Raw genomic sequence first — 19,302 nt, forward strand, 5'->3', positions numbered from 1 at the left:
GAAGCTGTCGCAGGTGCACTCTTCCGGCCGCTGCTGGGCGCGCGGGGCCTCAGGGCGTCATGCCGTCACGGGTACGACGCGGATCGGGGCTCGGCGCCCTCCCCCGGCCACCCGGAACTGTTCACCTGCGACGGCCCCTGTTCGCTGCGAGCTGTCCCAGGTGCACATTTCCGGGCCCGGCCCGGCCCGGCCCGGCCCGGCCCGGCCTGGCCTGCCAACCCAGCCCACACGTGGAGACCGCCGCCGGCCGGGGTCAGGGCCCGGCCGGCGGCGGCGTCGAGGGGAAGCGTCAGCCCACGCAGCCCGACGTCGGCAGCGAGGCCGGGTCGGGCGGCGCGACGCCGTCGTACAGCGCCATCACCAGGGACTGCGGGCAGCGCAGCGCGCCGCCGGCCTCGACCTGGAAGTGCAGGTGCGGGCCGGTCGAGTTGCCGGTGTTGCCCGTGCTGCCGAGGAGGTCGCCGGCGTTGACGGTGCGCGTGCCGGAGAAGGCGTGGCTGGAGAAGTGGCAGTAGAGGTAGGTCACCCCGCCCGCCGACAGGCTCACGCCGTTGCCGCAGCGGTCGTTGGACATGGCCGTCGCGGTGCCGCCGGTGATGGCGTACGCCGGGGTGCCCGTCGGCGTCGGCAGGTCGAGCGCCGGGTAGGTGTGGTGCGGGTCGTCGTAGTAGCCGCGCCCGACGGTCTCGCGTGGGATGATCGGCGACCAGCCGGCGGTGCCGCCCCCGCCGCCCGAGCCCGCGAGGGCCTCCCAGGTGGCCGGGCCGACGATGCCGTCGACCGCGAGGCCGCGCGCGGACTGGAAGCTGCGCACGGCTCCGGCGGTGCCGGGTCCGAAGACGCCGTCGACGCCGATGCCCGCACCGTGCTTGTTGAGCAGGGTCTGGGCGGCGGACACCGCGGAGCCGCTGTCGCCCTCGCGCACGGTGACGACGAGCGCGCCCCAGGTCTGGGCGCCGACGATGCCGTCGGCGGCGAGACCGGAGCCGCCCTGGAACGCGCGCACGGAGCTCGCGGTGCCCGGGCCGAAGGCGCCGTCGGCGTCGGTCGCGTGGCCGCGGGCGGTGAGCAGGTGCTGCACCGCGGCCACGTCGGGTCCGCTGGAGCCCTCCTGCAGCACGGGCCAGGCGGCCTGCGCCGGCGCTGCGGTCGCCACGAGCGACAGGCCGAGCGCTGCGACGAGCGCGACGAGCACGCCGGCGAGGCGGCGGAGCGGTGGATGGGTGGGGCGGTCGTGCATGACGGGTCCTCCCGAGAACGTCGTGGCCCGACGCCCGAGTGCGTCGGCCCTCGCGGCTCCACCCTCGCCGTACCGGCCCCCTCCTCGCAAGGTCGCCTCCCCCACGGCGGAACCTTCCTGGGCATCGGGAGTGACCTCGGTCACCCTCGATCGTTGCACCCCGCAACCGCTCCAGGAGGTCACCCGTGCGCCCTGCCCCCACGGACCAGCGCAGCGCCCGGCTGCACGTCCTCCTCGCGCTCGTCACCGCGGTCGTGACCGCGGCGACGCTGCTCAACGGCCCCCGCCTCCTCGGGGGTGAGGCGGGGGTCGGGGACAGCACGGCCACACCGGCCGACCGCACCGGCGGCGCGATCCACGACCTGGCCGACCAGTCGGAGGCGTACGCCGCGGGGCTCGGCACCACGGACGTCGAGGGCGTCCACACCCACGCGGACGGCAGCTCCCACGACCACGCCGACCCCGCCACCCGCAACGACGTGTCCCGCAGCGGCGAGGCCGCCACCGACCCCACGACGCCCGAGCAGGCCACCGCCAACCGCGCGAGCGTCGAGGAGGGGCGCGCGGCACCCGAGCCCGCCACCACCACCGTCGACCTCGAGCGCCCGCGGCTGCCCGTCCCGGAGGACGTGTGGGCGATGGCGCGCGGCTGCTACACGCTGCAGGCACCGGACGGCCGGTACGTCGTCACGGGCACCTCCCGCGGCACCGGGGTGTCCGCCGGCGCGACGCGGCCGAGCGACGCGACGCCGTTCCGGTTCCAGGCCACCGACCTCGGCGTCTACCTGCTCTACACCCTCGAGGAGCGCTTCACGGCGGCGGCGACGAACGGCGGGGTGCGCATCGCCGACGCCCCGTCGCAGCAGGCGGAGTGGGTCGCCGAGCGCGGGACCGACGGACGGTTCACCTTCGCCAACCTGGCGCTCGACCGGCGGCTGGCCGTCACCCCGACCGGCGCCACGCTGACCGATCCCGGCACGCGCTTCGCGCTGCGGACGGCGACCGGGTGCGCGACGTACCCGGAGGCCGAGGTGAACATCGACGGCGACCCGCTGGCCGGGGTGACGCCCTACCAGGAGGTGCGGGGCTACATCGACGCCCACACCCACGGGATGGCGTTCGAGTTCCTCGGCGGTGCGGCCCACTGCGGGCGACCGTGGCACCGCTACGGGATCGCGTACGCGACCCGCGACTGCCCCGACCACGAGGCGACGCTCGGTATCGCGACCCCGCTCGAGACCGTGCTGAGCGGCCGACCGACCCACGACACCACCGGCTGGCCGACCTACCGCGACTTCCCGGCGCCCGACTCGCTCACCCACGGCGGCACCTACATGACGTGGATGGAGCGCAACTGGCGCGGCGGGCAGCGCGTCCTCGTCAACCTGCTGGTGGAGAACGGCCAGCTGTGCGAGATCTACCCGATCCGCAAGCCCGGCTACAACTGCGACGACATGGACACCATCCGTCGCCAGGCCCAGCGGATGGTCGAGTTCGAGCGCTACGTCGACGCCCAGCACGGCGGACCCGGCCGCGGTTGGTACCGCATCGTCCGCACCCCGGCCGAGGCACGCGCCGTCATCAACGGCGGCCGCCTCGCCGTCGTCATGGGCATCGAGACGTCCGTGCCGTTCGGCTGCTCGATGACCCTCGACGTGCCCCACTGCGACACGGCGGCGATCGACGCGCAGCTCGACGAGATGTACGCGCTGGGCGTGCGCCAGATGGAGATCGTCAACAAGTTCGACAACGCGCTCTCGGGCGTCGCGGGCGACGAGGGCGCGATCGGCGTCGCGGTCAACCTCGGCAACTTCCTCGAGACCGGCACGTTCTGGAACATGGAGCACTGCGAGCCCGCCGACGGCGAGTCCGCGGACCGCACGCAGTCGACCGCCCTGCCGCCCCAGGCGGACGGACCGCAGCAGGACGCCATCTTCGGCGCCGTGCTGGAGGTGAGCGGGCTGCTGAACCTGCCCGCGCTGCCGCTCTACCCGAGCCCCCTGCACTGCAACCGGCGCGGGCTGACCGAGCTCGGCGCGCACCTCGTGGACGCGATGGCCGACCGCGGGATGCTCATCGACCCCGACCACATGTCGGTCGTGGGCCGGTCCGCGCTGCTCGACCAGCTCGAGGAGCGCGCCTACCCCGGCGTGCTCTCCAGCCACTCGTGGTCGACGCCCGACGCCTACCCGCGCATCTACGCCCTCGGGGGCTTCGTCGCGCCGTACGCCGGCGACTCGGTGGGCTTCTACGAGAAGTGGCAGCGGCACCTCGGCTGGGCGGACCCGCGGTTCTACTTCGGCTTCGGGTACGGCGCGGACATCAACGGCCTCGGCGCCCAGGGCAACCCGCGCGGCGCGGACGTGGACAACCCGGTGACGTACCCCTTCACCGGCTTCGGCGGCAGCGTCGTCGACCAGCAGGTCTCGGGCGAGCGGGTCTACGACCTCAACGTCGACGGGGTCGCCCACTACGGGCTCTACCCCGACTGGATCGAGGACCTGCGCCTCATCGCGACGGCCGACGCCGGGCCCGCCCAGGCGGCGGCGCTCATGGAGGACCTGGCCCGCGGCCCGGAGGCCTACCTGCAGACGTGGGAGCGGGCGACCGGCATCGCGCCCGACTCCTGCCGCAACCCCGAGCTGCGCCTCAGCGTGCCCGAGCTGCTCAACGTCGCGCACCGCGGCGCCTCGACGCAGCAGGTGCTGGAGGGCGCCGGGCAGCCCTACCTGCGGCCCGGCACCTCCTACGTCTACTGCACCGAGCCCGTCCGCGGGCTCGACCGCGTGCGCGTCACGTTCGGACCCGACGGCCGGGTGGTGGCGACGCAGCAGGTGCGGGAGTCCTGAGTGACCGCCGGCTCGCTTCTCGGATTGCTAAAGATAGCCACGGATTGCGATTCTCCAATTCGGACCTATTGTTCCCTACGTGCGGACCGCGTGGAATCCCTTCACCCGGGCTCAGGTCTTCGCCCGCCTGCACTCGTCGGACGCAGCGGAGAGCTCGATGCTCTCGAGACGACCATCGAACGTTCAGCCAACGGTCTGAGCAGCCGTGGCCTGGTGCTGAGCGGGCTTCGCGGAGTCGGCAAGACGGTGCTGCTCAACGAGATGCGAGACCGCGCCGAGGCAGCCGGGTGGTTCGCCGTCAGCCTGGAGGCGCGTCCCGACAGCGCGGGCGCTTCCAGCGCGCGGCACGTGCTCGCCCGGGAGATTGCAGCACGGGCCAGGCCGTTGACCCGCGGCGGAGGCCTGACGACCAAGGTCACGACCGCGCTGCAGTCGGTCACCGCCTTCAACCTGAAGGTTGGCGCCACCGGCATCGACCTGGGCGTTCAACTGGCACCGGGGCGTGCGGATCTCGGGCGACATCGAGGTCGACCTACCCGAGCTGATCCAAGACCTGTGCGCAGCGCTCAGCGAGCGAGGGACGGCCTTCGCCCTCTTCGTCGACGAGCTGCAGGACCTGGACCCTCCCCTGCTGAGGGCACTGCTGGTGGCCCAACATCGAGCCGCCCAACGCAGCTGGCCCTTCCACATCATCGGCGCCGGTCTGCCGCACCTGCCGGGAATCCTCGCCGAGTCGCGTTCCTACGCAGTGCGCCTCTTCGACTACCGCACGATTGCTCGACTGTCCGACGACCAGGCGCGCTCCGCGCTGGTGGATCCGGTCGCGCCTCGCCAGGTCTCCTTCGAGGGCGCCGCCCTCGACTACCTGCTCGAGCGCTCTGGCGGCTATCCGTACTTCCTCCAGGAGTTCGGATGGGCGGTGTGGGAGGTCGCACCCGGTCCAGTCATCACGCTCGACGACGCCAGAACCGGCACGGCGATCGGGATCGATCGACTCGACGCCGGCTTCTTCCGTGGACGTTGGAACCGCGCGACGCGGTCTGAGCGACGCCTTCTCGTGGCGATGGCCGAGGATGGCGAAGGGCCATCGCTGTCCAGCGACGTCGCACGTCGTATGCAGCTGAGGCCATCCAGCCTCGGTCCATACCGTGCCAACCTCATCTCGAAGGGCCTGGTCTACTCACCGGATCATGGCCGCCTGGCCCACACCGTTCCCGGCATGGCGTCCTACGTGGACCGGCATCGCGAGGACTTGGACTGACCAGCCCTCAGCGCACCACGATCCGCCCGGGCATGGTCAGCGCGCCGTACGCCGGCAGCCCCGCCTGCTCGACCAGCAGCCGCAGCACGCGGTCGACGACGCCCACGCCCTCACCGGGCAGGAGGGCCGCCGCCGGGGCCTCGCTGTTCTCCGGCGGGTTGAACGCGGCGAGCGGGTTCGGCTTCGGCCAGGCGCGCACGTCGACGTCGGTCCGGCTCGTGCCGGCGATCGCCACCGCCCGGTCGACGGCCAGGCTGAGGCCACCGAGGTGGTCGACGAGGCCGCGCTCGGCGGCATCGGCCCCGGTCCAGACCCGGCCCCGGGCGAGGGGCTCGAGCTCGTCGAGGGGCATGTCGCGGTCAGCGGCGGCCTTGGCGGTGAAGTCGGCGTAGATGTCGTCGAGCCAACCCTCGACGCGGGCCCACTCCTCCTCGTCGAAGGGCCGGTCGGAGGAGAACATGTCGCTGAACCGGCCGGCGCGGACGGTCTCGCGGTCCACGCCGATGCGGCCGAGCGTCTCGCGCAGCACCTGCTTGCCGCCGAGCACCCCGATCGAGCCGGTGAGGGTCGCCGCCCCGGCCACGATCTCGTCGCACGGCATGGCGATGAAGTAGCCGCCGGAGCCGGCGACGGCTCCCATGGAGGCGACCACGGGGGTGCCGTCGGCGCGCACCTGCTGGACCGCGCGGCGTACCGCGTCGGAGGCCACCGCGGAGCCGCCCGGGCTGTCGATGCGCAGCACGATGGCGCGCACCGCCGGGTCGTTGCCGGCGGTGCGGAGCGCCGAGGCGAGCGAGTCGGAGCCGATGCTCGGTCCGCCGAAGGGGTTCGGGCCGCCGTTGCGGCCGAGGTGGATCGGGCCGTGCGCACCGACGACGGCGACGACGCCCTTGCCCCGCGGGGTCGGCAGCTGGTCCTTGAGCCCGGCCAGAGGACCGCCGGGCTTGGCGTAGCGCTCGACGTACCGCAGCGTCGGCTCCCCGCCGAGCGCCGGCTCGGAGCGCAGCGCCGCGTAGACGTCCTCGCGGTAGCCGATCCGGTCCACGAGACCGCGGGCCACGGCGTCGTCCGGCGACAGCGGGCCGACCTCGAGCGCGGCGCGCACCGCGGCGGGCTCCAGGCCGCGACCGGCGGCCACGTCCGCGACGAGCGTGTCGGTGATCGAGTCGACGATCCGCGTCATCATCTCGCGGTGCGGCTCGGTCATGCTGCGCTCGAGGTAGGTGTTCGCGGCCGACTTGTACTCGTGCCGCTGCCCCAGCTGCGTCTCCACACCGAGCTTGTCGAGCGTGCCACGGAGGAAGGTCACCTCCGTGGCCGCCCCGACGAGCCCGACCTGGCCGGTGGGCTGCACCCAGACCTCCTCGAAGGCGCTGGCGAGGTGGTACGCCGCGTTGCCGCCCCCCATCTCTCCATAGGTCTCCGACCAGGCGACGGCCCGCTTGCCCGCCGCGCGGAAGGTGGCCACGGCCGCCCGGATCTCCGCCGTGGCGGTCAGGCCGAGGGCCCCTCCGACGTGGGCGACCACGCCGACGACCTCGTCGTCCTCGGCGGCCTTCTCCAGCGCGGTGACGACGCCGCGGAGCGTGGGCGTCTGGAGCGCCCGGAAGGCGGCGAGGGGCGACGTGGGCGGCGCCTCGAGGAGGCCGCGCGTGAGGTCGAGCTCGAGCAGCAGGCGCTCGGTCTCCCCCCGGTTCGCGACCCGCCCGGCGACGGTGCGCACGGAGGCGACCACCGGGTCGAGGTAGGGACGGAGCTGGTCGGGAAAGCGTCGCGCGGCCATGGGTCGACCTTACGGAGCCGTGTCCACAGGCGCTCGACGCCTCCGCGCGGCGGGCCGCGCCATTGACTACGATCGACGGAGGGGACGTGGACGGAAGAGAGGAAGGTGCTACTGGTGTCTGCACCCACCGCGCAGGAGGAGCAAGAGCGCCGCGACAGGACGATCCGCGCAGCGCGCCACACGAGTCTTCTGGAAGGATCGAGCAGCACCGAAGCGACACGCGCCGACCAGGACGCGTACGTGCGCGGTGAGATCGATGTCGAACAGCTCGGATCGCGGGTCCGAGCGAGGTACGGACTCCACTGAAGGGGCCGGAGCACGAGGACGCATGGGATGCCTATCTCATCCCGGGTACAGACGTCCTCGTCAACAAGTTGGGCATCACGACGAACGCCGGTCTGCGGTCGGCTGAGAACGACCTCGTCGAGGTACGGATCGCAGAGCTCAGAAGCAGCCCGATCATCATCCGACAGACGTTCGATGGTCGACACCTGAAGGCGCTGCACCGCTGGTTGTTCCAGGACGTCTACCACTGGGCTGGCGAATTCAGGACCGTTGGCATAGCCAAGGCGGGCGAGTCCTTCGTGCCGCCCCTCAACATCGAGCAACCGCTCCAGCACGTGGCAACCAGGATTGCGGAGCTCGACCAGTTGAGGAGCATCGAGAACGAAGACATGCCCGAGGTGGTTGCTTATCTGTACGACTACCTGAACTACGCGCACCCGTTCCGCGAAGGAAACGGGCGCACCCAGAGAGAGTTCTTCGACCAGTTGCTCGCCAGGTCCGGACGTGGGCTCGACTGGGAGCGGATCGACATGGAGGACCTCCACAACGCATGCCATTCCGCGCGCGCGTTCGACGACCTCGGACCCCTGGTCGAGATCGTCTCGAACATCCTCATCGAACGGCCCGGCTGAGAAGCTCAGCCCACCCGATCCGGGTCGATGACCAGGTCCGCGCGGTCCCGGCCGGCTCCCACGAGGCGCGCGTTGGGCTCGTCGACCTCGTCGACCCAGGCCGCGGCGGCCGCCGGGGTCTTGCCGAACCGCACGTGCCGCGCGACGAGGCGCTCGCGGCGCACGGCGTCGGGCACCGCGACGTACCAGGTCGCGTCGAGCAGCGCCCGCACCTCGCCCCAGCCCTGCGCGAGGTGGTCCGCGTCGCCGTCGGCGCCGAGCAGCAGGTAGTTGCCCTCGGTCAGCACGAGCCGGGCCTCCGGTCGTACGGCGAGGGCCGACGCGATCGGCTGCTCCAGCTCGCGCTCGAACCCGGGCACGAACACGGTGTGCTCCCGCTCGGTGCGCGCGCGGCGGAGGGACGCGGCGTACCCGCGCGCGTCGAAGGTGTCGGGCGCGCCCTTGCGGTCGCGGCGACCGAGCCGGTCGAGCTGGGCGTCGGCCAGGTGGAAGCCGTCCATGGGCAGGTGCGCCACCCAGTCGGCCGTGGCGCCCTCCGGCGGTGCGGCGGCGAGCGCCGCGAGGAGGGCGTCGACGAGCGTCGACTTCCCCGCGCCCGGCGCGCCGACGACCCCGATCACCGCCCGCTCGCCCGTGCGCTCGGCCTGCCGGAGCAGGTCGTGCGCACGGGCGACCAGGTCGGCGAGGCCGACCGTGGAGGACACGGTCACGCGTGCTCGGCGAGCTGTGCCGCCATGTACTCACGGGCGTGCGTCGCCAGGTCCATGCCGTCGTCCCACAGGTTCCGCCAGACGGCGAGGTCGTTCGACAGGGTCGGGGAGACCACCGCGGAGGAGAACGACTCGAACGTGATCGGGCCGGTGTAGCGGACGTCCGCGAGCGCCGCGAAGAACGCGTCGAAGTCGATGTGGCCCTGGCCGAGGTAGCCGCGGTGGTTCTCGCCGATGTGGACGTAGCCGAGGCGGTCGCCGACGAGCCGCACGGGGGCGTCGAGCGAGTCCTCCTCGATGTTCATGTGGTAGGTGTCGAGGTGGATCGTCACGTTGTCGGCGCCGATGTCGTCGGCCAGCCGCAGGGCGTCAGCGGCCGTGTTGATGACGTTGGTCTCGTAGCGGTTGCAGATCTCGAGGCCCAGCGTCATGTCGAGGCCGGCGGCCTCGGCGGCCAGGTCGCGCAGCACCCGCACGACGTTGGCGCGGCCCGCGGAGCTGAGCGGGGCGGAGTACTTGCCCAGCGCCGAGTAGAGCGCGCCGGTGAAGTGGGTGCCGCCCAGCTCGTGCGTGATCTGCAGCGAGTCCTGCAACAGCTTCTCGCCGCGGGCGACGACGGCCGTGTCCGCGCTGGAGACGTCGGCGTCGAAGGCGAGGCCCCGCGAGCAGGCGATGCCGAGGCCCTCGGCCTCGAGCACCTTCCGCGCGGCGGCGGCGTCGAGGTTGACGGCGTCGTGGAGCGAGAGCTCGAGCAGGTCGTAGCCCGCGGCCTTGGTCTGGCGCACGGCCGTCTCGACGTCGGCCGGCGTGGTGCCGCCGACCCAGACGAGGGCGTGGACGCCCAGGGGGTTGCTCATGGGGAGGACCTTTCGGTACGGCGCCGGATCGCGGCGCACATCAGTTCGGGGTGAGCTGGTGGCGGGGCGGGTCAGCCCGGGATCGCGCCGGTGATGAGGCCGACGATCTCCTGGCCGGTGGTCGCGTCGGTGCGACGGCCGGCGACGCAGCGGCCGGCGCGCATGACCCAGACCTGCTGGCTCAGGCGCATGACCTGGTCGAAGTTGTGGCTGATGAGGAGCACCGCGTGGCCCTCGTCGCGCAGCTTGAGGATGAGCTGCTCGACGCGGGCGGTCTCCTGCACGCCGAGGGCGGCGGTGGGCTCGTCCATGATCACGAGCCGCGAGGAGAAACCGGCCGCGCGGCAGATCGACACCGCCTGGCGCTGCCCGCCGGAGAGGCGACGGACCCGGGCGGTGACCTCGGGGACGTTGACCGCGAGCTCCGCGACCATCTTCTGCGCCTCGGTGCGCATCCGCTTCCGGTCGAGCATCCCGAAGCGGGTGAGCTCGCGGTTGAGGAAGAGGTTCTGCCAGACGGTGAGGTCCTCGACGAGCGCCAGGTTCTGGTGCACCGTCTCGATGCCGGCCGCGCGGGCCGCCTCGGGCGTGCTGAAGGACACCGGCTCGCCGTCGAGGAGGATCTCGCCCGCCTGCGGCTTGTGCACGCCGGAGAAGCAGCGCACCAGTGTCGACTTGCCGGCGCCGTTGTCGCCGACGAGCGCGGTGATCTCGCCCGCCGCGACGGTCACGTCGACGTCGCGGAGCGCGCGCACGCTGCCGAACGACAGCGAGACGTTGCGGGCCTCGAGGATGGGGCGGGTGGCGGTGGTGGTCCCGCCGGCGGGGTCCTTCTCGAGCGACGTCACTTCTGGAACCTCATCAGGAAGGCCGCCGCCACGACGACGACACCGACGGACAGGGGCTGGTAGTACTGCGAGACGCCCAGCGTCGTGAGGCCGTTGAGCAGCACCGTGAGGAGCAGCGCTCCGAAGACCGGGCCGAGGATGCTGGCGCGGCCACCGAAGAGGCTGACGCCGCCGAGCACCACCGCGGCGACCGAGTTGAGCAGGTACGACGTGTTCGCGGCCGGCGGCGTGGACCCGAGGCGGGCCACGATGATGATGGCCGCGATGCCGGCGAGCAGGCCGGCGATGGCGTAGACCGCCACCTTGACCCGCGCCGTGGAGATGCCGGTGGCCGTGGCCGCCTCGGGCGAGCCACCCGTCGCGAGCACGTGGGTGCCGAAGCGCGTGTGGTAGAGCACCACGTGGGCGAGCACCGCCACGACCACGGCGATGACGACGATCCAGCTGACCATCTCCACCGGGCCGTCGAGGGAGATGTCGAAGAAGAAGCCCTCGGTCACCGTGACGGGCTGGCCGTCGGAGAGCACGAGCGCCAGGCCCGATGCCGCCGACAGCATGCCGAGCGTGACGACGAAGTCGGTGATCTTCGCCTTCGCCACCAGCAGGCCGTTGACCAGGCCGGCCAGGAGCGAGGCGAGCACGGCGCCGACGAAGCAGACCCAGAGGGGCTGGTCCGCGACGTACAGCTGCCCGAGGACCACGATGCCCAGCGTCGTCACGGAGGCGATCGACAGGTCGATGCCCGCCGTGGCGACGACGAAGGTCTGCGCGACGGCCAGGATCACCAGCGCCGCGGAGGCCGAGAGCATGCCGGTGACGTTGCCGGAGCTCAGGAAGGACGGGTCGAGGACCGTGAAGACGACGACCAGGGCGACGAGGCCGACGAGCGCGGCCCAGTCGGCCCAGAAGCCGACGTCGGTCAGGCGGGCGACGACCGGGTTGCGGCCTCGTCCGGGCGCGTCGCCGGGCTCGGGGGTCGAGCCCTTCGACAACGCGGTGGTACCGGCCGGCGTACCGGTGGCGGCGGTGGACATCGTGGCTCCTCGGGGTGCTGTCGTGCGGGGGTGGGGCGGGCCGTCAGCCGGGCGGGTCAGTCGAGGAGGTCGGCGAACGGGTCCTCGTAGTCCTCGAACGGCGCGGGAGCGGCGTCGAGGGCCTGGTCGACGTTGTCGGCGGTGACGAGCGCGATGGGTGCCGTCACGTTCTCGGGCAGGTCCTGGCCGTCCATCGCGGCGCGGCAGGCGTTCACGCCCATCTCGCCGATGGCGTAGGGGTACTGCGCCACGACCGCCGAGATGCCGCCGTCCTTGACGCCGTTGAGGCCGTCCTCGACGCCGTCGACGCTGATGATCTCGACCTCGCCGGTGCGGCCGACGTCGGAGACGGCGCGGGCGACGCCGAGGGCCATGTCGTCGTTGGCGACGAAGAAGCCGGCCAGGTCCTCGTTGGCGCGGAGGAGCGTGGTGGCCTGGGTGAGGGCCTCGTCGCGCGACCAGTTGGCGGAGACCGTCTGCACGATCTCGACGCCGTCGCCGACGGCCTCGGTGAACCCGTCGAGGCGGGCGTTGCTGGTGACGTCGCCGGCGATGCCGCCGACGAGCGCGACCTTGCCGCCGTCGGGGAGCAGCGTCAGCATGTGCTCGCCGCCCATGCGGCCGGCCTCGGTGTTGTCGGTGCCGATGTACGTCGCGGGGGTCGCGTCCGCCTCCGCCGCGGCGTCCGCGTCGACCGGGCTGTCGATGTTGACGATCGGGATGTCCTTGGCCGCCAGCTGGGCGAGGCCCTGGACGAGGTTGGTGCCGTCGATCGGGTTGACGATCACGCAGCCCGGGTCCTTGCCGGCTACGACGTTGAGCTTGTCGAGCTGACCGGTGGTGTCGGTGATGTCGGCGGCCGCCTGCACGTCGACGGAGAAGCCGCCCTCCTCGCCACCCGCGTCGATGCCGGCCTCCATCTGCTGGAAGAACGGGTTGTCGAGGCCCTTGATGACGGCGGCGACGTCGCCGTCGCTGCCACCCGAGGAGGACGAGTCGTCGCTGCACGCGGAGGCGACGAGGCAGAGGCTGGCCGCGACCGCGGCGGCAGCCAGGCGGCGAGAGGGGACACGACGCATTCGGGTAGTCCTTCGATCGGTGCTCCGGCAGCTCTGCCGGGGCAAAACCTGTGACCGCCGTCATGCGGTCGGGAGCATCGAACCGCGATTAATGACTTCTGTCAATCATTAATCAGGGTCTTTCCGTTTCCCGCCTTCGTTTAATAGGGTGCGGGTCATGTCGACCACGTCTGCCGGGCTGCCGGGCACGCCGCTGGACGGTGCGCCCGGGTCCGGGACGGGCATCGTCGGCCCCGGCGAGCTCCTCGCCCTCTTCCGCGCCCGCCCCGCCCTCACCCGCGCGGAGGTCATGACCCTCACCGGCCTGTCCCGCTCCACGGTGAACCAGCGCCTCGACCTGCTGCAGGACGCCGGCCTCCTCGTCGCCCGGGAGCCCGACGTGGTGCCCGGCCGCGGTCGCGGCCGCCCCTCGGCCTCGTTCGCGTTCAACGAGGAGCAGGGCGTGCTGCTCGTGTGCGACATCGGCGCCACCGCGCTGCGCGCCGCCATCTGCGACCTGAGCGGGCGGGTGCTGCGCGACCTGCCGCTCACCAGCGACGTCACCGAGGGGCCGGAGGCGGTCCTGTCGCGCGTCGACCCGCTGTTCGCGGATCTGCTGCGCACCGCCGGGCGCGGCCCGGAGGACGTGCGCGGCATCGCCCTGTCCGTGCCCGGCCCGGTCGACCACGAGCAGGCGACCGTCGTCAGTCCCCCGATCATGACGGGCTGGGACCGCTACGACATCCGCGGCCGGTTCGCCCGCACGTACGCGTGCCCCCTCCTGCTCGAGAAGGACGCCACGGCGATGGCGTGGGGCGAGTACCGCACCCACTACCCCGACGCCGACACCCTCCTCATGCTCAAGCTCGGCACGGGCGTGGGCGCCGGCATCATCGCGGGCGGGCGCATCCACCGGGGCGCCGACGGCGCCGCGGGCGACATCGGGCACACCCAGACGGCGGGCGCCGAGGGCGACACCGGGCCGCTCTGCCGCTGCGGCAACCACGGCTGCGTCGAGGCCCGCGCGGGCGGCTGGGCCATGCTGCGCGACCTCGCGGCCGCCGGACGCGACCTCAGCACCGTCGACGAGCTCGTCGAGCGGATCCGCACCGCCGACCCCGTGGCCGTCGGGCTCGCTCGCACCGCCGGCCGCGTCCTCGGTACGGCGCTGGCCGAGACCGTCAACATCCTCAACCCCCGCGTGGTGGTCGTCGGGGGCCAGCTGGCGGAGGCCGAGGAGCAGATCTTCGCGGGCCTGCGGGAGATGGTCTACTCCCGATCGCTGCCCCTGGCGACGCGCCGCCTCGAGCTCCACCGGAGCCGCCTGGACGTCCGCGCCGGCTCGGTCGGCCTGGCCCTCCTGCTGGCCGACCACATCTTCGCGCCCGCGACCGTCGACGCCGCACTGGCCGATCCCGCCTCGTGATCCGCTGACCTCGCGGACCGACGCCGCGGCGTACCCCCGAGGCGGCCTGGGCTAGGCTCCCCCCGTTGGTTACCCGCCAGTAGGACAAGTGTCACACGGACTGGTGTGACGCAGCGAACGTCCCGACACTAAGGTCGGACGACGCGCGCGTTCCGAGTGGCCGGGACGCGCGCACGTAGTGACGAGGAGCTCTTCGCTGATGGGTGCTATCCAGATCTTCGCTGTCGTCGTGTCGCTGGTGGTCACCGCGGTGGCCGTCACGATGACGACGATGGCGGTCCGTTCGATCGTCGCGACCGTCAAGGTCGGTCAACCGACCTCCGGACGCACCGACCAGCCGGTGCGACGCACCATCACGATGGTCAAGGAGACGTTCCTCCACACGCGGATGCTCCAGTGGCACTGGGTCGGCATCATGCACTGGTTCGTCTACGCGGCGTTCATCCTGCTGTCGACCGCGGTGATGACGGGCTACGTGCAGCTCTTCAAGCCCGACTTCGCGCTGCCGATCATCGGCCACTTCTTCCTCTTCGAGTGGGCCAGCGAGGGTCTCGGCCTGCTCGGCACGATCGGCATCGTCTTCCTCATCGTCTACCGCCAGCTGCACCACCCGCGGCGGGAGGGCCGCCGCAGCCGGTTCTACGGCTCCAACCAGTGGCAGGCCTACTTCGTCGAGGCGATGGCCCTGCTCGAGGGCTCCGCGATCCTGTTCATCCGCGGCGCGGAGTACAACCTCGGCCAGATCGCCAGCGACCACCCCGAGGACTTCTCCACCTTCCACTTCCCGATCAGCTCCCACGTCGGCACGGCGCTGTTCCCGACCGGCGCGGGTTCCGAGGGCACGCTGGAGAACATCATCGTCGTCATCGCGATGATCAAGATCCTGCTCGCGATGGTCTGGCTGATCGTCATCTCCTCGAACCTCAACATGGGCGTCGCCTGGCACCGCTTCACCGCCTGGCCCAACATCTGGTTCAAGCGTGAGGGCTCGGGCCGCACCGCGCTCGGCGCCCTGAAGCCGCTCACGTCGGACGGCAAGCCGATCACCCTCGACGACATCGACGACCTCGACGAGGACTCCACGCTCGGCGTCGGCAAGATCGAGGACTTCTCCTGGAAGGGCATCCTCGACTTCACGACCTGCACCGAGTGCGGTCGCTGCCAGAGCCAGTGCCCGGCCTGGAACACCGAGAAGCCGCTGTCGCCCAAGCTGCTCATCATGGGCCTGCGCGACCACGCCTACGCGAAGGGTCCGTACTCCCGCGCCGGCGGCGAGGAGAGCGAGGCGGCCACCGCCCTGCTCGAGGGCAACGAGGTGCTGCAGCGCGAGGCCGAGCGTCCCCTCGTCGGCGACACGGGTGACGACTGGTTCTACATGCCGGAGAACGGCGCGGCCGTGATCGACCCCGACGTGCTCTGGTCGTGCACCTCCTGCGGCGCCTGCGTCCAGCAGTGCCCCGTCGACATCGAGCACGTGGACCACATCGTCGACATGCGCCGTTACCAGGTGCTCGTCGAGTCCAACTTCCCCGCCGAGCTCAACGGCCTCTTCAAGCGCCTCGAGAGCAAGGGCAACCCGTGGGGCATGTCCCCCAACGACCGCCTCGACTGGGCCAAGGGCCTCGACTTCGAGGTGCCCGTCGTCGGCGAGACCATCGAGTCGCTCGACGAGGTGGACTGGCTGTTCTGGGTGGGCTGCGCCGGGGCGTACGAGGACCGCGCGAAGAAGACCACCCGCGCCACCGCGGAGCTGCTCGACATGGCCGGCATCAGCTTCGGCGTGCTGGGCAACGGCGAGACCTGCACCGGCGACTCGGCGCGCCGGGCCGGCAACGAGTTCGTCTTCCAGGGCCTCGCGGCGCAGAACGTGGAGACGCTCAAGGAGTTCAAGGCCAAGAAGGTCGTCTCCACCTGCCCGCACTGCATGAACACGCTGAAGAACGAGTACAAGTCGTTCGGCATCGAGCTCGAGGTCATCCACCACACGCAGCTGCTCAACCGCCTGGTGCGCGACGGCAAGCTGACGCCGGTCGCCTCCGGCGCGGGCGCCCACCAGCGCACGATCACCTACCACGACCCCTGCTACCTGGGCCGTCACAACCAGGTCTACACGCCTCCGCGCGAGCTGCTGCAGATCATGCCGGGCGCCGAGGTCAAGGAGATGGAGCGCAACTCCGAGCGGTCCTTCTGCTGCGGCGCCGGTGGCGCCCGCATGTGGATGGAGGAGAACATCGGGGAGCGCATCAACGTCAACCGCACCCAGGAGGCGGTGGGCACCGGCGCCGACCAGATCGCCGTCGGCTGCCCCTTCTGCCGCGTGATGATCTCCGACGGCCTGACCGCCGAGCAGTCCGGCGGCCGGGCGCGCGAGGAGGTCGAGGTCCTCGACGTCGCGCAGATGCTGCTCGCGTCGGTGAAGGGCGAGCAGGCGACCAAGCTGCTCCCCGGCGAAGGCGCGAAGGCCGCTCCCGCGAAGGCGAAGCCCGCGGCGAAGAAGAAGGACGAGGCGCTCGAGGCCGAGCCGGAGGACGGCGACGTCACCGTCACCGACTCCACCGTCACCGAGACGGCCGACGTCGGCCCGCTGGCCAAGGCCTCGGGCGGCGACTCGCTCTTCGACACCCCGGAGTCGAAGAAGGAGGAGCCGAAGAAGGAGGGCACCGGCGGCTCGCTGTTCGACGACGACGCCTCGTCGCTCTTCGACACGCCCGCGAAGCCCGCTGCCAAGGCGGAGCCCGCGGAGAAGCCGGCTGCGGAGAAGCCCGCCGAGAAGCCCGCCGCCGACCTCGGCGCCGGCGGGTCGCTGTTCGACCTGGGTGGCGATGCTCCCGCGAAGCCTGCTGCGAAGGCGGAGCCCGCGGAGAAGCCCGCGGAGAAGCCGGCTGCGGAGAAGCCCGCCGAGAAGCCCGCCGCCGACCTCGGCGCCGGCGGGTCGCTCTTCGACATCCCGGCCCAGGAGTCGGCTCCGGCTGCTCCGGCTGTTCCGGCTGAATCGAAGGCCGAGCCGGTCGAGGCGAAGGCCGAGCCCGCCGCGACCGGCGGCGGGGCGACCAGCTCCCCGCGGACGGACGTCGACATCAGCGCCGCTGGTTCGCTGTTCGACATCGCGGCCCCCGAGACCGGCACGGCCCCCGCCCGCGCGGCGGAGCCCGACGCAACGGAGTCTGCCGCAACGGAACCCGCCGCGACGGAGCCGGAGCCCGCTCCGGTTGCCGAGAAGCCGGCAGCGACCGGCGGCGGGGCGACCAGCTCCCCGCGGACGGACGTCGACATCAGCGCCGCTGGTTCGCTGTTCGACATCGCGGCTCCCGAGACCGGCACGGCCCCCGCCCGCGCGGAGGAGCGCGCGCCGGTGACGGAGGAGCCCGCGCCGGTGACGGAGGAGCCCGCGCCGGTGACGGAGGAGCCCGCGCCGGTGACGGAGGGGCCCGTCGCGGAGGAGCCGGAGGCAGAGGCCCCGGTCAGCGAGCCCGAGCCGGAGCCGGCTCCGGCGACGTCGGTCGCCCCGGCGGCGAGCGGCGGGGGCGCCACGAGCACCCCGCGCACCGACGTCGACATCCACGCGACGAGCTCGCTGTTCGACATCGAGGCACCGGAGACGGGCACGGCCCCCGCGCCGGCAACCCCGGCACCGGCCGCCGAGACGCCGGTCGCCGAGGCGGAGCCCGAGGCAGCAGCGGAGCCCGAGCCGGAGCCCGAGCCGGAGGCAGTTGCTGAGCCCGAGCCGGCCCCTGCACCGCAGGAGAAGCCGCGCTCCAGCGGGGCGACGCACACGCCGCGCACGGATGCGGACATCCACGGCGCGGACTCGCTCTTCGACCTCTGACCGGAGCCGCGACGTACCGAACGGGGCGGGACCCACACGGGTCCCGCCCCGTTCGCCGTCTCCCCCAACCTCGGGACGTCATGCGGGGCGGCGCCCCCGACGACCGACACGCATGACGTCCGCAGGGGCCTCGCGCCCCGGGACGGACGTCATGCGAAGCGGACCCGCCCCCACTTGTGCGGTGCTAGTGCGTCCTGTGCGGTGGTCGACCGCGTGTGAAGTAGCCCGGACACCGCGTTACATGGGGGCGGGCGGGCAGCCAGGGCCGGCCGGGGCCGGCACAGCCGGGCCTCAGCGCGTACGGCGCGCGACGACCCACCCGCAGGCCATGGCGAGCCCGACGAGCGCGGCGACCCAGGTGACGACGCCGGGCCAGCCGAAGCCGCTCCAGGCGGTGCCGACCCACGCCCCGAAGATGCTGGACCCGGCGTAGTAGCCGAACACGTAGAGCGCGCTGGCCTGCGTGCCGTGGGCGCCGGCGACGACGGGCGCCCACCCGCTGGCGACGGCGTGGGCGGCGAAGAAGCCCGCGGTGAGCACGACGAGCCCGATCACGACGGTGGGCAGCCAGGCGGGCAGCGTGAGCAGCAGGCCGGCGAGCATGAGACCGAGGCCCAGGGCGAGCACCGCCGGACGTCCGACGCGGTCCGCCGCCCGGCCCGCGAGCGCCGAGGACGTCGTGCCGGCGAGGTAGGCCAGGAACACGAGACCCACGACGGCGACGGGCAGCGAGAACGGCGGCGCGACCAACCGGAACGTCAGGTAGTTGTAGACCGCGACGAACCCGCCCATGAGCAGGAACGGGATGGCCACGAGGGCCAGCACGGCGGGGTCGCGCAGGAGCGAGCGGAAGGCGCGGGGCGACGTGCGGGGTCCCACGGTCTCGTTGATCGCCGGGGGCAGCAGCCACCAGAAGACCGCGGTCGCGACGAGGGCCGCGAGGGCCAGCAGCGCGAGCGCGATCCGCCAGGTGCCGAGGTCGACGGCTGCGGCGGTGATCAGCCGGCCCCCGACACCGCCGAGGGAGTTGCCGGCGACGTACAGGCCCATGGCCGCGCCGAGGCCGCTGGGGTGCACCTCGGCGCCCACGTGCCCCATGGCGACGCCGACGATCGCGGCGAGCACGAGGCCGAGCAGGCCGCGGAACCCCACGAGCAGCTCGAGCGTGGGCGCGGCGGCGCACGCGAGGGCGAGGGCGACGGCGAGCAGGAGCCCGATCCGCATGGTGCGCACGCGGCCCCACCGGATCGCGAGGGCGGTGACCGGCACGACGGCGAGCGCGAGGGCTCCGGTGCTGGCCGAGACGGTGAGGCTGGCGCGGGCGGCGGTCGCGCCGTACTCCTCCGCGATCTCCGGCAGCAGCGGCTGCGTCGCGTAGAGCATCCCGAACGCCGCGAGCCCGGCGCAGGCCATCGCGAGGTTCAGCCGGCGGTAGCCCTGCGACCCCGGGCGGTGACGGTCGCTCGGGTCGGGCACCCGCCCAGCATCGCAGG

14 protein-coding genes and 1 pseudogene are annotated in these 19,302 nt (G+C 72.6%); 7 read left to right on the forward strand and 8 right to left on the reverse strand.

The window, feature by feature from the left end; translation table 11 throughout:
• Positions 1-289: 289 nt before the first annotated feature.
• Positions 290-1,240 (reverse strand): peptidoglycan-binding protein, encoded by a 951-nt coding sequence (locus G3T38_RS22250; protein ID WP_163772727.1) that lies wholly within the window; start codon positions 1,238-1,240, stop codon positions 290-292.
• Positions 1,241-1,425: 185 nt separating this feature from the next.
• Here G3T38_RS22250 and G3T38_RS12990 point away from each other — a divergent pair, with 185 nt between their 5' ends.
• From G3T38_RS12990 to G3T38_RS21710, 3 genes and pseudogenes are all read left to right on the forward strand, one after another.
• On the forward strand, positions 1,426-4,089 hold the full coding sequence (locus G3T38_RS12990) for an amidohydrolase family protein (protein ID WP_163772728.1): 2,664 nt from the start codon (positions 1,426-1,428) through the stop codon (positions 4,087-4,089).
• Positions 4,090-4,179: 90 nt separating this feature from the next.
• A pseudogene (locus G3T38_RS22885) lies at positions 4,180-4,452 on the forward strand (ATP-binding protein); the annotation flags it as partial.
• A gap of 139 nt (positions 4,453-4,591) precedes the next feature.
• Positions 4,592-5,350 (forward strand): hypothetical protein, encoded by a 759-nt coding sequence (locus tag G3T38_RS21710; RefSeq protein WP_241728823.1) that lies wholly within the window; start codon positions 4,592-4,594, stop codon positions 5,348-5,350.
• 7 nt (positions 5,351-5,357) lie between these two features.
• Here the strand turns inward: G3T38_RS21710 and sppA are convergent, their stop codons facing one another.
• Positions 5,358-7,133 carry a signal peptide peptidase SppA gene (sppA, locus tag G3T38_RS13000; RefSeq protein ID WP_163772729.1) on the reverse strand — a complete coding sequence of 592 codons (1,776 nt, stop codon included), beginning with the start codon at positions 7,131-7,133 and terminating at the stop codon, positions 5,358-5,360.
• Positions 7,134-7,247: 114 nt separating this feature from the next.
• On the opposite strand from sppA, the gene G3T38_RS22255 reads away from it, so the two are divergent.
• Together G3T38_RS22255 and G3T38_RS13010 are read left to right on the forward strand one after the other, a co-directional pair.
• A complete protein-coding gene (locus tag G3T38_RS22255; RefSeq protein WP_163772730.1) occupies positions 7,248-7,439 on the forward strand; it encodes an antitoxin VbhA family protein in 192 nt (63 codons plus the stop codon).
• A 68-nt stretch (positions 7,440-7,507) separates the two neighbouring features.
• The gene (locus G3T38_RS13010) at positions 7,508-8,050 is read left to right on the forward strand and encodes a Fic/DOC family protein (RefSeq protein WP_206675873.1); all 543 of its coding nucleotides are present in this window, start codon (positions 7,508-7,510) and stop codon (positions 8,048-8,050) included.
• A gap of 5 nt (positions 8,051-8,055) precedes the next feature.
• Here the strand turns inward: G3T38_RS13010 and G3T38_RS13015 are convergent, their stop codons facing one another.
• The 5 genes from G3T38_RS13015 to G3T38_RS13035 form a co-directional block, all read right to left on the reverse strand.
• Positions 8,056-8,760, reverse strand: coding sequence for a nucleoside/nucleotide kinase family protein (locus G3T38_RS13015; protein ID WP_206675874.1), 705 nt, complete (start codon positions 8,758-8,760; stop codon positions 8,056-8,058).
• A complete protein-coding gene (locus tag G3T38_RS13020; protein WP_163772731.1) occupies positions 8,757-9,617 on the reverse strand; it encodes a sugar phosphate isomerase/epimerase family protein in 861 nt (286 codons plus the stop codon). The genes G3T38_RS13015 and G3T38_RS13020 overlap by 4 nt, the downstream gene beginning before the upstream one ends.
• Before the next feature lie 71 nt (positions 9,618-9,688).
• Positions 9,689-10,465: an ATP-binding cassette domain-containing protein gene (locus G3T38_RS13025; protein ID WP_163772732.1), complete on the reverse strand. Its 777-nt coding sequence runs from the start codon at positions 10,463-10,465 to the stop codon at positions 9,689-9,691.
• A complete protein-coding gene (locus G3T38_RS13030) occupies positions 10,462-11,499 on the reverse strand; it encodes an ABC transporter permease (protein WP_163772733.1) in 1,038 nt (345 codons plus the stop codon). The genes G3T38_RS13025 and G3T38_RS13030 overlap by 4 nt, the downstream gene beginning before the upstream one ends.
• Before the next feature lie 56 nt (positions 11,500-11,555).
• Positions 11,556-12,578, reverse strand: coding sequence for a substrate-binding domain-containing protein (locus tag G3T38_RS13035; protein ID WP_163772734.1), 1,023 nt, complete (start codon positions 12,576-12,578; stop codon positions 11,556-11,558).
• Between the two features lie 157 nt (positions 12,579-12,735).
• Between G3T38_RS13035 and G3T38_RS13040 the strand changes: the two genes are divergently transcribed.
• Both G3T38_RS13040 and G3T38_RS13045 read left to right on the forward strand, forming a co-directional pair.
• On the forward strand, positions 12,736-13,983 hold the full coding sequence (locus tag G3T38_RS13040; protein WP_163772735.1) for an ROK family transcriptional regulator: 1,248 nt from the start codon (positions 12,736-12,738) through the stop codon (positions 13,981-13,983).
• A 199-nt stretch (positions 13,984-14,182) separates the two neighbouring features.
• On the forward strand, positions 14,183-17,809 hold the full coding sequence (locus G3T38_RS13045; protein ID WP_163772736.1) for a (Fe-S)-binding protein: 3,627 nt from the start codon (positions 14,183-14,185) through the stop codon (positions 17,807-17,809).
• Positions 17,810-18,100: 291 nt separating this feature from the next.
• On the opposite strand, the gene G3T38_RS13050 is transcribed toward G3T38_RS13045, so the two are convergent.
• Positions 18,101-19,285 (reverse strand): MFS transporter, encoded by a 1,185-nt coding sequence (locus G3T38_RS13050; protein WP_163772737.1) that lies wholly within the window; start codon positions 19,283-19,285, stop codon positions 18,101-18,103.
• Positions 19,286-19,302: the final 17 nt, after the last annotated feature.

This window comes from Nocardioides zeae, from assembly GCF_010686755.1.
GTDB classification, from domain to species: Bacteria; Actinomycetota; Actinomycetes; order Propionibacteriales; family Nocardioidaceae; genus Nocardioides; species Nocardioides zeae.